The 13809-nt window shown below is 61.3% G+C and carries 10 protein-coding genes; 1 reads left to right on the forward strand and 9 read right to left on the reverse strand.

What is annotated here, in order from left to right; translation table 11 throughout:
- Positions 1–75: 75 nt before the first annotated feature.
- From ABAC402_RS34470 to ABAC402_RS34485, 4 genes are all read right to left on the reverse strand, one after another.
- Positions 76–2670: a PAS domain-containing sensor histidine kinase gene (locus ABAC402_RS34470; RefSeq protein ID WP_235079980.1), complete on the reverse strand. Its 2595-nt coding sequence runs from the start codon at positions 2668–2670 to the stop codon at positions 76–78.
- A 142-nt stretch (positions 2671–2812) separates the two neighbouring features.
- The gene (locus ABAC402_RS34475; RefSeq protein WP_023450415.1) at positions 2813–3376 is read right to left on the reverse strand and encodes a response regulator; all 564 of its coding nucleotides are present in this window, start codon (positions 3374–3376) and stop codon (positions 2813–2815) included.
- A 167-nt stretch (positions 3377–3543) separates the two neighbouring features.
- Positions 3544–6144, reverse strand: a complete 2601-nt coding sequence (pepN, locus tag ABAC402_RS34480) for an aminopeptidase N (protein WP_031235806.1) — start codon at positions 6142–6144, stop codon at positions 3544–3546.
- Positions 6145–6214: 70 nt separating this feature from the next.
- Positions 6215–6763 carry a hypothetical protein gene (locus tag ABAC402_RS34485; RefSeq protein WP_023450417.1) on the reverse strand — a complete coding sequence of 183 codons (549 nt, stop codon included), beginning with the start codon at positions 6761–6763 and terminating at the stop codon, positions 6215–6217.
- 398 nt (positions 6764–7161) lie between these two features.
- On the opposite strand from ABAC402_RS34485, the gene ppc reads away from it, so the two are divergent.
- Complete coding sequence (gene ppc, locus ABAC402_RS34490; RefSeq protein ID WP_023450418.1) at positions 7162–9831, forward strand: phosphoenolpyruvate carboxylase; 2670 nt, start codon at positions 7162–7164, stop codon at positions 9829–9831.
- A 119-nt stretch (positions 9832–9950) separates the two neighbouring features.
- On the opposite strand, the gene ABAC402_RS34495 is transcribed toward ppc, so the two are convergent.
- The 5 genes from ABAC402_RS34495 to ABAC402_RS34515 all read right to left on the reverse strand — a co-directional run bounded on the left by ABAC402_RS34495 (position 9951) and on the right by ABAC402_RS34515 (position 13690).
- On the reverse strand, positions 9951–10370 hold the full coding sequence (locus tag ABAC402_RS34495; RefSeq protein WP_023450419.1) for a type II toxin-antitoxin system VapC family toxin: 420 nt from the start codon (positions 10368–10370) through the stop codon (positions 9951–9953).
- Positions 10367–10624, reverse strand: a complete 258-nt coding sequence (locus ABAC402_RS34500) for an antitoxin (RefSeq protein WP_023450420.1) — start codon at positions 10622–10624, stop codon at positions 10367–10369. Before ABAC402_RS34500 ends, ABAC402_RS34495 begins: the two co-directional genes overlap by 4 nt.
- A gap of 666 nt (positions 10625–11290) precedes the next feature.
- On the reverse strand, positions 11291–12778 hold the full coding sequence (locus ABAC402_RS34505) for a class I SAM-dependent methyltransferase (protein WP_023450421.1): 1488 nt from the start codon (positions 12776–12778) through the stop codon (positions 11291–11293).
- A gap of 125 nt (positions 12779–12903) precedes the next feature.
- Positions 12904–13242, reverse strand: a complete 339-nt coding sequence (locus ABAC402_RS40460; protein ID WP_162148528.1) for a hypothetical protein — start codon at positions 13240–13242, stop codon at positions 12904–12906.
- A gap of 16 nt (positions 13243–13258) precedes the next feature.
- The gene (locus ABAC402_RS34515) at positions 13259–13690 is read right to left on the reverse strand and encodes a fasciclin domain-containing protein (RefSeq protein ID WP_023450423.1); all 432 of its coding nucleotides are present in this window, start codon (positions 13688–13690) and stop codon (positions 13259–13261) included.
- Between the last annotated feature and the right edge of the window lie 119 nt (positions 13691–13809).

Genomic DNA, 13809 nt, shown 5'->3' on the forward strand with positions numbered 1-13809 from the left:
AAGACGGGAAATACCGCCCGCATTCGAGCGCAATCCGATAACGTGGACGCTGCTTTTCGGATTGCGCTGTAACAGCTACGCCGCCGCTGCGTCGTCTTCGTCCCGGACAGCCTGGCCGTTCTGGTGGATCGGGAGAATGACATTGACCGTCGTGCCCTGGCCTTCGCTGCTGTCGATCTCCAGCCGGCCGTGGTGCATCTCGATCAGCGACTTGGTCAGGGCCAGGCCCAGGCCCGTACCCTCCCTGGTCTTGGAAAACTGGTTCTCGATCTGCTCGAACGGCTTGGCCAGGCGCTCCATGTCCCGGGCGGCGATGCCGATGCCGGTATCGGCCACGGTGATGTGGACATTGGCGTCGGTCATGGCCGCTGACACGGTCACCGTTCCGTTTTGCGGCGTGAACTTGATGGCATTGGTCAGCAGGTTCAGCAGGATCTGCTTCAGGGCGCGGAAATCGGCCTCGATCTCGGGCAACTGCGGCATGTGGACCCGCATCTTCAGCCCGGCCTTTTCCGCCCGCTGGCGCACCAGGCGCAGGGTATCCTCGATCACCTCGTCCAAGCTGACCGGCTCGAAACGCAGGCTCATCTTGCCCGCTTCGATCTTCGACATGTCGAGAATGTCGTTAATCAGGCTGAGCAGGTGTTGACCCGAGCCCAGAATGTCGCCGGCATATTCCTTGTAGCGGGCATGGCCCAGCGGCCCGAACATCTCGGTCGCCATGATTTCCGAGAAGCCGTTGATGGCGTTCAGCGGCGTGCGCAGTTCGTGCGACATATTGGCCAGGAATTCGCTCTTGGCATGATTGGCCGCCTCGGCGCGGATCTTGGCCATCTCGTACTTGCGCGCCAGGATCATCTGCTGCTGGCGCGCCTGTTCCAGCTTCTGGACCAGGGCCTGCAGTTCCTCCTCGTTGCGGCGGCGGAACTCTTCCTGGACCTTGACGGCGGTGATGTCGGTGCCGGTCAAAACACGGCCGCCTTCCAGGGTGCGGCTTTCCGAAATCTGGATCCAGCGTCCGTTGTTTAACTCGGCTTCATAGACGCCGTCACGGGCATCCGGCGCCGGCTGATGGCGGCGAATGGCGATCTGCATTACCTGGTCGATCAGTTCGCGCGGTGTGCCGACGCGCAGGAACCGCGCATCGACGCCGAAGGTCTCGCCGAAGGTCGTGTTCCACATCAGCAGGCGATGGCGGCGGTCCCACAGCACGAAGGCGTCGCTGACCGAATTGATAGCATCGAGCAGGCGGGCCTCGGCGCGTTGGGCCCGCGACTGGGCCATGCGCTCGTCGGAGACGTCGAGCGCCACGCCGTTCAGCCGCATGAACCCCAGTTGCGTGCGGGCGCCAACCGACTGGCCGCGGACATCGACCCAGATCGATTTGCCCTCGGCATTGGGGACGCGAAAGGAGACATCGAAGGCGCCCTTCAGCCGGGCCGTGTCCAGGGCCTTCATGACGTCGGCGCGGTGTTCCGGCGCCACCCGGTTGACGAACTCACCGGTCGTGGCGACGCCCCCGCCGCCCCAGCCCAGCATGACGCCGGTGACGTCGGACATGTAGATCAGGTCCTGTTCCAGGTCCCAGTCCCAGATGCCGCAGCGCGCCGCCTCGACCGCCAGGCGGTAACGCTGCTCATTGGCCCGGAACTGCAGGGCATCGGACTGACTCTTGCGCGCCTGAAAGACCAGCAGAACGCCGAACAGGGCGCCGATCAGCAAGGGCCCGCCGACGAAGATCAGGCCCTTTATCCAGTTGGCCGAGGACGAATAGAACTGTTGTGTCGGCAGGCCAGCGACCGCAATCAGGCCGTCGCCCTGCGGCGCCGAGGCCAGTTTGACAAAGCCTGCGCCATCGCGCGCGCCCTGGATCAGGTCACGGCTGTCGGCGCGGGCGCGAAGCTGGTTGTAGCTGACATCCAAGGCATCCTTGATATCCTGGCCGATCAGCTTTTCCTCGGAGGATGCGACAATGACGCCGCCGGCGTCGACCAGGACACTGAGACAATTGGCAACCGGCGATGCAAGTTCGCCATTCAGACGCGCCACCACGGCCAGGTTGCCGGCCCTGCTGACGATGTAGGGGCGCGGTTGTGGCGTAAGGCGTGAGTTGAGCGTGACAAGGCCGGTGCCGGTGCCGTCCCGGCCAGCGCGCAGAACCAGGCTGGCTTCGTCGCTGCCGCTGGTCGCGGCAACCGCGCCGTCCCTGATGACGGTGACGCTGAGCGCGGCGCCGCGCGACAGTTTCAGCCCTTGCTCGGTGGCGGTCAGCGGATCGTCGGGCCGTGCCGCCAGGTGCAGGGCGGCGGCGTCCAGCGCCATCCGTCCCGCGGTCAAACGCGTTTCGGCACGCGCCGCCGTCAGTTGCGCCGCCGCCAGCAGGGCGCGGCCTTCGCTGTCCTCATCGGCCGACGCGCTGTTGTTCAGTTGCAGGGTGGACAGCCCCATGAACAGGACCAGCCCGAGCGTCAGGCCCAGAGCGCCCAGGCGGATCCACAGGGGCATGGAATTGCCGACGGGGTAGGTCGCCATGGTCATGGCGGAGCTTTTCAAGGCCTGCTTAAAGCCGCCGTGCTGGGGTTGCGACACGCCTTCGTCGCGCGACCGGCGCACCGATGCGGCGCCTGTCACGGGGGCGGACGATCGCTGATGTTGACGTCCAGACGCCACTTAATATCCCACCGTGATTCGCATGCAAGTCAGAGGGTAAACGCTGAGTTAAGCTATTGTCGAGAGTCTTAAGTCTTTCTAAATTTCTGTTATCAACCGCTATTTCTATATCGATTTGAGCTGCCGTGTGGCGTGAATAAAGCTACGCGACGTCCTCGTTGGCGTCGTGGGTGTCCTGAGTCACGTTGCTTTTCTTGTTGACCGGCGGTTTGTGGTCTTGGCTCCAGCCCTCGCGGCGTTCTGGTCCCATATATTTCGCGTCCATCTTGCGGCGGCGGTCGGGCCCAAAATACCCGACGGTCTTGATGAATGGCCGGGGATGATTGACGATGGCGACGACCTTGCGGTGCAGTTCCTGGGCGGTGACGGGTTTGCAGCAGAACTCATTGGTTCCGGCGTCGCGCGCCGACAGCACCCGCGAGCGTTCCGAGTGGGCGGTCAGCATGATGATCGGGACATAACGGTTGGCACTGTCAGACGAGTTGCGCACCAGCTTGATAAACTCGACCCCGTCCAGCACCTCCATCTGATAGTCGGTGATGACGATGTCGATCGAGTCGTGTTTAAGGCGGTGGAAGGCCTCGGTGGCATCGCGCGCTTCGAATATCTGGGTCGCGCCAAAACCACGCAGGATGGTTTTGACAATATTGATCATGTGGGCGTTATCGTCCACCACCAGGAACCGAACACGTTCGAGGCCCGCCAATATTGTCTCCTGAAATTACGCGTAACTGGACAAAATCGATCTTTCGAAGGATTTGGCTTAGGATTGGTTAACAACCCTGGAGCATCTTTGCTTTTTGTAAAGGCGCGTTTCCTACCTGGCCGCAATGACCTTGACTCATCGCGGGTTGAAAAGCGCTCCGGTCGTCCCTATCCGTTTAGCGCCTTGCCTGCCAGTTCAGCCACGTTTTTCGACAGGTTGGTTTGGGCCAGGATGGTCTCCAGCGCCTTTTGCATGCCCTCCTTGTAGGGCGAGACATAATTGCGGAATCGCGACAGCGGTTCAATCATCCTTGCGGCGGTCATCGGATTGAAACTGTCTACGGTGAGCACCTGTTTGACCAGGAACGCGTAACCCTTGCCTTCGCGATGGTGGAAGGCACTCTGGTTGGCGGCGAAACCCCCGACCAGGGCGCGCCAGCGGTTGGGCGTTTTGGCGTCGAAATCCGGGTGGTTTTGCAACGCTTCGACCCGGGCCAGGGTGTCGGGATGCGGGCAGGCAGCCTGCAGCGAGAACCACTTGTCCATGACCAGGGGTTCGTGGCGGAAGCGGGCGTAAAAGGCGTCCAGTGCTGCCTGGTAGGGCGCGCCCTGAACAGGCATCAGGGCGATCAAACCGCCGACCGTGTCGGTCATATTGGTCGCGGTCTTGACGTGGTTTTCGGCCAGGGCGATCATCTGCGGATCGTCTGAATGCCCGGCCAGCAGCAGGTCGAGCAGGGCATTGCGGAAGGCGCGGTTGCCGGCGGCCCGGGCGTCGGGCGAAAAGGTTATTGGGGTGGCGATAGCCTTGTAAAGCGCCTCAAGCGTATCCTTTACCTGCACAGACAGGGCGGCCTTGAACCGCTTGCGGCTGGCGTGCAGGAAGGCCGGGTCGACCGGCAGGATCGATTGGGCCAGGTCGCTTTCGGTTGGCAGGCCCAGGATCAGCGCCTTGAAGGCCGGCTCCAGGGCGTCGTCGGTCAGGGCGGCGTTCAGCCCGGCGGCGAAGGCATCGATCGAGGCCTGTGTCGGTTCGGGGTTCAGCAGAATGGTCCGCGCCAGGCCCTGCGCCGCTTCCCAGCGATTGAACGGATCGGGATCACCGCGCAAACGCGCGAAGGCGTGGCTGTCCGCTTCGTCCAGATTCAGTATGACCGGTGCCGAGAAATGGCGCAGGGCCGAGATGACCGGCGTTTCGGCAACGCCCGTCAGCACGACGTCCCGGCTGGGTTCGCGCAGCACGATCAGGGTCTCGGTCTGGCCGCTATCGAAGGTAAGCGTCTCGCCGGCTTCGCTGAGCAGACCCAGACGGATCGGGATGGGCAGGGCCTGCTTTGTCGGCTGACCGGGTGTCGGCCGCGTGGTCTGGGTCAGGCGAAGCGTCAGTGTCTGGGCGGCGGCGTCATAGCTGGAGGCGATGTGAAGCTGTGGTGTGCCGGCCTGGGTATACCAGTTCAGCATGCCAGAATAGTCTTCGCCTGTGACGGCCGAGAAACTGGCGATAAAGTCTTCCAGGGTTGCCGCGGTGCCATCGTTCGTCGCGAAATAGTGGTCCAGCGCGCGGCGGTAAGTGTCGGCACCCACGATGGTGCGCAGTACGCCGACGATTTCGGCGCCCTTTTCGTAGATGGTGGCCGTGTAGAAATTGTCGATCTTGGCGTAGGACGACGGCCGTGCCGGGTGGGCGAGGGGGCCGGAATCTTCCGGGAACTGGCGCGCCCGCAGGGCGCGCACATCCTTGATGCGCTGGACGGCGTGGCCGCGCTGGTCGGCCGAAAACCCCTGGTCGCGATAAACTGTCAAACCTTCCTTCAGGCACAATTGGAACCAGTCACGGCAGGTGACACGGTTGCCCGACCAGTTGTGGAAATACTCGTGGGCCACGACCGACTCGATGCGTTCATAATCGAGGTCGGTCGCCGTGGTCGAATCCGCCAGCAGCAGCGAGGCGTTGAAGATGTTCAGACCCTTGTTTTCCATGGCGCCGAAGTTGAAGTCGCGGACGGCGACAATCATGAACAGGTCCAGGTCGTACTCGCGGCCATAGACCTTTTCGTCCCAGCGCATGGATCGTTTCAGGGCGTCCATGGCATAGGCGGCGCGATCGCGCATGCCGGTGTCAACATAGATCCGCAAGGCGACTTCACGACCGGAAACCGTGGTGAAGCCATCCTCCAGCACATCCAGTTCCCCGGCGACCAGGGCGAACAGATAGCTGGGCTTGTTGAACGGATCTTCCCACTGGGCGAAATGGCGATCATCGCCCGCATCGCCCGCCGCGATCAGGTTGCCGTTGGACAGCAGATGGGGAAAGCCAGCCTTCGGCGCCTCGATGCGGACGCGGTACTTGCTCATCGCGTCGGGCCGGTCGAGATAGTAGGTGATTTTGCGGAAGCCCTCGGCCTCACACTGGCTGCAATAGCGGCCCGACGACATGTACAGCCCCTCCAGGGTCTTGTTGTCGGACGGGTTGATCTCGACCTCGGTTTCGAGGACGAACTGGTCAGCGACACAAGCGATCGTCAAGGTTTGGTCCGTGACGGTGAAGTCCGTCACCGTTTGACCGTCGATAGCGACCGAGATCAATTTCAGCCGCTCGCCCATCAGGACCAGCGGGGCATCGGCGGCGCCCTGGCGGTGCAGGGTGAGGCGGGCCTTCACCCGCGTGGCGGTCGGCGCCAGTTCGAAAGTCAGTTCGGTGGCGGGTATCAGGAAATCCGGACGCCTGTAGTCGACGAGGCGAATGACGGGAGGCTGTTCAGTGCGCATGATCGGGTCCGGATGGAGGTGCTCCCGGACCATATGGGGCGTCGCCGGCCGAAGGCAATGCGCAAAAAGCTTACTCTGCAACCTTCGTATCGTTGGTTTCTTGCTCAACGGCTTTGCGCAGCTGTTCCGCACGCTTGGCCAGCTTCAACAGGTCGTCGTCGATCTCGGCGCTGTTGTCACGGGCGTATTCGCGCAGGTCCTTGATCAGTTTCAGCAAACGTGGTGCCGCAGCGATCAGCCGTGCCTGCATCTCGATCAGGCCCGGATCACGTTCATATTCCGCACCGGGCACGCGCCAACCGCCCCAGTCGTTCACATCGGTGACGACGACCGGATAGGTGCCAGGGAAGGGATGGTTGCGCGATTCTTCGGGGCTCTGCCACTTGTTGCGGGCGCGCATGAGGCGCCAGTTGCCCATCTCACTGTCGCGTGCCTCGGCCTCGGCTTCGGGAATCAGCTCGCCCTCGGCAAAGTCGCGGCCCAGTCCACAGTCGTAGGTCACCCGCACCGGCTCGTCGAAGCCCTTTACCCACACCGGATTGACCTTGTCGATGACAGCCCAGGTGCCGACGGGCTCAACAAAGACGCGCTGATGACGGTGGTAGGTGGCTTTGGCCATGGATGTATCCGCTTAGTTTCTTAAGGCTCATTGGATAGTAAGCTTATCGCGAAACCGTTAAGAATTGGATGAACGCGGCTTGTTGCGACTGCAACCACAAATTTTTCACCAGCAACCTATTGAAGTTATTGGTCATGTAAGCCAAACCTATTGCGTTGGCGTTACGTCATCTTGCGCTGCACAAAAATATCACTAAGCTTGTTGTTGAAGACAAAAATCCGCACCGCCACGGGTGAAGGATCTGGAGCGCAATTCGATAAAGTGTGTGGCACCCGCACGGGCGCTCCCGTTTTCGGAAAAATTGCGCGACACAACAAAAAGCCAGAGCGGGGTTTTGATTCCATCAAAACACATCCCGCCCTGACGGGTAGAAGCAACTTTTTGAAGGCTTTCAGGCCATGAATGAGACCGTCGTCGATCACGTCCGACACAATGCCGCCCTTCTGGATGGCTATCTCAATGAAACCGTCACTGACCTGGGGCGCGGCGGCGTGCTCGATAAGATCGAGGCGCTGAAACTGCTGGATTTCGATTTTTCCAGTCTATCAGAATCGCAGGCTGCCCATGCGGCGCGCATCCTGACCTGCCAGTCGACGCTGCAGGTGATCGTTGATGACGTGTCGCAACTGGGGCAGATCGACACCTTCATCGACTCCGAAGGACAGGTCAAGCCGGTCAGCCTCGCCAATGCCGTCCGTTCGGCGCAGCGCGGCGGCCTTGAGGCCGAGGAGGTCGAAACCGTCCTGTCGGAACTGCTGGCCTCGCCGGTCTTCACCGCTCACCCGACCGAGATGCGCCGCGCCAGTGTGGTCGAGCGCGAATACGAAATAAGCCAGTTGCTGCAGGCCTACCAAAAGGTCACTAACCCGTCCGAGCGCGCTCAGCTGGAGGACGACCTTTACCGCGCGGTGTCGCTTCTGTGGAACACGCGCCTGAACCGGCCGGAGCGGATCACCGTCCAGGACGAGATCAACAACCTGGTCGGCGCCGTCAAGCGGTCGGTCCTGCCCGCTCTGGTCACGCTGTACAATGAATGGGGCCGCGACATTCCCCATGACGGCAAACTGCCCAATATCATCAAGCTGGGTTCGTGGATCGGCGGCGACCGCGACGGCCACCCCCACGTCGATGAGGTCACGCTCAACTACGCCTTCAAGACCCAGGCGGCTGTGATGTTTGACTTCTACGTCCAGCAGTTGGACCAACTGGCCCGTGAACTTACTGTATCCGACGAAGTGACCCCGGCCAGCGATTTCGTAAACGACCTGGCGCGTAAGTCGATGAACACCGACATCCACCGCATCGATGAGCCCTATCGCCGCGCCCTCGCCCATATTAAACAACGCCTGACGTGCACACGCGCCCAGCTCCTGGGCGAGCCGGCAATCAACGGCGCTTCGCTGGCGCCGGCCTATGATAGCGGTGAGGCCTTCAGCAGCGACCTGCGAATCATCCGCGACAGCCTGGTCGAACGCGGCGGCCGGCGCATGATCGGCCGCACGCTGAAGACCCTGATCCGTATAACCCGCTCGTGCGGTTTCCACCTGCTGGCGCTGGACCTGCGGCAGAATTCCGACGTCCATGAGCGCGTTATCGCTGAGCTGTTCACCCAGTCGTCGGAACTGGTCGACTATCTCGGCATGTCGGAAAGCGAGCGCTGCTCGCTCTTGTTCGCCGAACTGACCAATGACCGCCTGCTGCGTTGGGACTTCGCCAAGTACTCCGACGAGACGCGCAAGGAACTGCGTATTGTCGATGCCGCTGCTGCCCTGATCAAGGTCTACGGCCCCGAGGCCTTCGGCGCCTATGTCATCTCCAAGGCGGCCTCGGTCTCGGACATCCTCGAGCCGCTGGTCCTGCTTAAACAGGCCGGCCTGGTCCGCGGTGGCCCGCAGCCGCACACCATGATCAAGATCTCGCCGCTGTTCGAAACCATTGGCGACCTGGAAGCCGCACCCGACATCATGAAGAAGTGGCTAGGCAGTTTTGCCGTCCGATCGCTAATGGGCCGGCCGGCGATTCAGGAAGTCATGCTCGGCTACTCCGACTCCAACAAGGACGGCGGTTACACGGCGTCGCGCTGGAACCTGCACAAGGGTTCCAAGGCCGTCAAGGATGTCTGCGACAAGGCCGGGGTCAAGCTGCGCCTGTTCCATGGTCGCGGCGGCTCGGTCGGCCGCGGTGGTGGTCCGGCCTTTGCCGCCATTCTCGCCCAGCCCGAGGGTACGGTGAACGGCCAGATCCGCGTGACGGAGCAGGGCGAAATGATCGCCCGCAAGTTCGGCAATGTCACGACGGCGCATAAGACTCTGGACAGCTTCGCGGCCGCCACCTTCCTGGCGACCGTGCCGCGCGGCACCGAGCATGACGCCGACATCAAGCTGGAAAAGGCGTTCGCTCCGGTCATGGATAAGCTGTGCGACGCCTCGTTCAAGGCTTATCGCGGCCTGGTCTATGACGACCCGCACTTCCTCAGCTTTTTCCGCTCGGTGACGCCGATCTCGGAGATTTCCGACCTGAAGATCGGTTCGCGGCCGGCGTCGCGGACGGCATCGGACAAGATCGAGGATTTGCGCGCCATCCCGTGGGTGTTCTCGTGGTCGCAGGCGCGCCTGATGCTGCCGGGATGGTATGGCTTTGCCGCTGCCGTACGCGAAGCCGGCATCGACGACGCGACTCTTGCCGAAATGGTCGGTTGGGACTTCTTCGATGTTTTCCTGGCCAATATGGAAATGGCCCTGGCCAAGGCGGATATGGATATCGCCGCCCTTTACCTGCCGCTGGCTTCCGAACCGGAAGAGGCGAAGCGCATCTTTTCTCAGATTCGTTTCGAGTTTGACGACACGGTTGCGCTGATCAAGCGTATCCGTGGTGCCGAGACCCTGCTGTCGACTCATGAACGGCTGCGCCACCAGATCGAGCGCTCACGGCCGCTGCTGGATACGCTGAACCGGCTGCAAGCGCATCTGTTCGCCGTCCGCCGCGCCGGCAACCAGCACAAGCTGGTCAAGCTGGCCATGCAACTGACGGTCAGCGGCGTGGCCAGCGCTTTGCGCAATACAGGATAGGCTATAGCGCAATCCGATAAATTGGACGCCACCGCGCCGGCGATCCCGTTTTCGGACAAAATGCGTTATAAAACAAAAATTTAGAGCGGGATTTTTATTCCATCAAAACTCATCCCGCTCTAGATATCGACCGTCCAATCTTCCAAGGCTGCCAGGTAAGACCTGATATGTTGAAACGCCTTGTCGCGTGAGACCAAGATGGCGCCCAGGGTTTTGGCGTGGGCCGCGATCATCATGTCCGAGGTCGTCAGGTTCACACCCGCCGCTTCACACGAAGCCCGAAGATCCCCGTAGCAACGAGCGACAGCCTCGGTCCAGGGCTGAACCTCGACCCCGACAAGAAATCCGCCGATAAGTTTGCCTAGCGCCGCCGGATGTCCGCGCCGGGCCCAGCCATAAAACAACTCAGCCTGACTGATGACGGACAGCGAGATGGTGCCACCAAGGGCCACCGTCTGGTCCAGGCGTTCACGGACCGATTTGATGTCGCCGCGCAGGACGTGGCTGACCATGTTGGTGTCCAGCATATACTGGCTCATTCGTCAAAACCGGCAAAGGGATCAACCGAAGGATCATCTTTCAAACGGTCTTCTTGGCCCAGGAAGTCAGCCGGTATCTTGGTCTGGTCTGCCAGGGCGTAAAAATCGGACCAGTCATGACGTTTAGGCCGCAGTATGACCTCGCCGGTTACGTCATCGCGGCGGATTTCGACTTCTGTGCCTTCGAAGCGAAACGCTTTGGGCAGCCTAACGGCCTGGCTTTGCCCAGTCATGAAGAGTTTGGCGATTCCCACGGCGAACCTCGTGATACCTGTCGAGTCAACGTATCACGGACATATCGAAAGCGCAATAAGTACATATTTTTAGTACATATGTTATGCCGTCCCTCCGTGACCTTGACTCATCGCGGGTTGGCAAGCGCGCCACCGCACGTTTCTGGGGAGCTCCAGTTTTTGCGAGGAGCCATCGGGGCCGCCCTTGCGGCGGCGTTTGAGCTGAAAGAATGCGAATACCAAGCGTCATTCTTTATGAGGCTTGGTATTATATCCACCCACTTTGACTTTGACATTCTTTCCGCAAGGGGCCCCCTCCGTCTCGACGCGCTACGATCTTCGATCTCCGCTTGCTCGCCATGGCACGGGCCACCCCGCTCCCCATCGAAGGGATGGGGACGAGAAAAAAGAATATGTTCAATGGTTTCTTCTCCTCCCCATTTTAAATGGGGAGGTGCCGAGCAAGCGAGCCCAAAGGGCGCAGCGCTGCCTGCCGGCGAGGCTCGAGGCGGAGGGGTCTACCTACTGTCAATGTGTCAATCTTTTCGTTGATAGGTATTATAGTGCAATCCGATAAAGTGGACGCCACCGCACGGGCGCGCCCGTTTTCGGAGAAATTGCGCGACAAAACAAAAACTTAGAGCGGGGTTTTGATTCCATCAAAACCCCGCTCTAGATTGCAGTTCTTTAGATCACCTGCAAAGCCATGAGCACACCTATCCCCTCGCGCGCGAAGGTCTGTGCCCGGGCGCGCAGGGCGTTGCGTTGCTCTTCGGAGTCGGGCGCCATAGCTTCGGCCAGGGCTTCCGGGGCCTGGCCGCGCAGAACGGCGGCCAGAAACGCCTGTTCCGGGCCGGGAAGCGGGATGCCCGTTCCGGTGACCGGCGAGGCCAGGGCGGCGACCGGTCTGCCCGCCGCCGCCGATTGCAGCGCTGCGGCGTTGAAACGGTCGGTAACCACCTTGCGGGCGGCATCGCCTTGCGCCGGCAAGGCGGGCTGGACGTAGGCGAGGGCGCACAACACGCCCAGCGACTGTTCGATGTGCCGGGCTTCGATGGCCTTAAGCGCAGGCAGGGCGCGAAGCTGGTCGATTGTCGACGGCCCGGCGACCAGACCATCGAGGACGGCGTCGAAGACCTGCGGGGTCAGGTTGAACTCGCCGCCTGGGCGCTGGAACTTGAGGGGACACAGGCTGCGCAGACGCGCCAGCGCGAAGCGCCGCCCGTTCATCCAGGCCGAGACCTCGGCGGGCGCCAGCGCGGGACAGCCGCGGCCATAGATATCGCGGCGGAAGCGCCGGTCCAGAAGAAAGTCGCGTACCACCTCGGTTGCGGCGGGCGCATCGGGGGCGGCAAGAAGGGCGCGCTGCGGCGGCTTTAAATTGAACTGGTCGAATCCGTCCATCAACCGCGCCGGTCCCACATAGGCCAGCCGCGCCGGGCCGAGCGCGTCGGCGACCTCGTCCTGGTAAAAAAGCCACCACTGTTCATGGAGGTACTCGTGCGCCAGGTAGGTGGGGCTTTCCTTGGCCAACTGGTCCAACAGGGCGCTCGTTTCCGGTGTTGACGCGAAAAAGCCTGATCCCGCCTCACGGATGGCGCGGGCATAGCTGAGCGCCTGTTCGACCCGCGCCGGCGCCGGTGCAGACGCGTTGGTCACACCCAGCTTCATCAGCCGCCGCAAGGGCGCAATGCGCGACCAGCCGGGCAGGCAGTTGTAGCTGACATAGACCAGCCCGCCGGACTTGAGGCGGCGGCGGATCAGTTCGACGATATAGTGGCGGTTCTCGGCGCTGACCCAGGACCAGATACCGTGCAGGGTGATGACATCGAACTCCGGGAGTTCGCTGGTGAGCAGGTCCTCGAAACTGGCTTCCAGGAAGGTGACATTGTCGAGCCCGGCGGCCTGGGCCGTAGCGCGCGCATTCAGGATATGGGTCGGGTTGAAATCATTGCCCCAGAACTGGCCGTGTGGATTGGCCGCCGCCAGTAGCGCCGTCGAATAGCCGTTGCCGCAGCCCAGTTCGAGGTAGGTGTAGGTTTGGTCCACGTCAACCGCGCGCCGCCCGGCCAGGCTTGCGGCCATGGCCAGATTCAGTGGCGCCAGCTCCGGATAGAAGCCGTGCGTGTATTCGACATCGACGACATAGCCGCCGGTCCAGGTATCATCGGACACGGTTTATCCCTTGTGTGTATGACAGGCGCAATTTGAACCTGCTTCGCGTGAGGGTTCAAGGGAAAGCGGAATGGCGGCGAATACCAAGCCAAAGATCAGAACGGGTCACAGGATACGTTCCGGTCTCAGCCAGGGGACACCGACGCAAGGAGCTGCAGCCAACGCGTGAACATGGGTTCGGCACAGGCTTCACTGCCGATGTGGCAGGCTCCGCGTGAATAGCCTTCACTGGCTTCGATCAGTGCGGTTTTTCCCGTAGCCAGTACGCCGAAATCAATGCCGTAAGCCGCGGGGGCTTCAAAAAAAATACACGGGGACATAAACTCGGGCGAAGACGATGGCCCCTCACGGTCCGAAAATCGAGAGGGGCGTTCGCTGTAGAGCGCAATCCGATAAAGTGTGACGCACTTTTCGGATAAATTGCGCGACAAAACAAAAAACTTAGAGCGGGGTTTTGATTCCATCAAAACGCATACCGCTCTAGGCTTTCGGCAAGATAACCGTGTCGATGACGTGGATCACGCCGTTCGTGCAGTCGATATCGGCCGTCGTAACCTTGGCGCCATTGACGCTGACGCCATCCGTCGGGTCGATGTGCAGGGCCTCACCATTGACCGAGGCAGCGTCCATGGCTTGGGTAATGTCGGCGGCCATGACCTTGCCCGAAACAACGTGCAGGGTCAGGATCGCCGTCAGCTTGGCCTTGTTTTCCGGCTTGATAAGATCTTCGACCGTACCGGCCGGCAGTTTGGCGAACGCATCGTCGGACGGTGCGAACACGGTAAAGGGGCCCTCGCCCTTCAATACGGCGCCCAGATCGGCAGCGGTGACCGCGGCAACCAGAGTCGTGAACGCGCCGGCTGCAACAGCCGTATCGACGATATCATGAAGTTCAATGGAATGATCGGTCATGGCTTAGAGTCCTTGAATCAGAATTGAAGCGCGCAAATTGCACGCCACGACCATCATGTCGGCATGTTACCAACAACTTGGTTGCAGCTTCTACGCACTTCATTGTCTTTCGGATGACC

Source organism: Asticcacaulis sp. AC402, assembly GCF_000495835.1.
Lineage (GTDB): Bacteria > Pseudomonadota > Alphaproteobacteria > Caulobacterales > Caulobacteraceae > Asticcacaulis.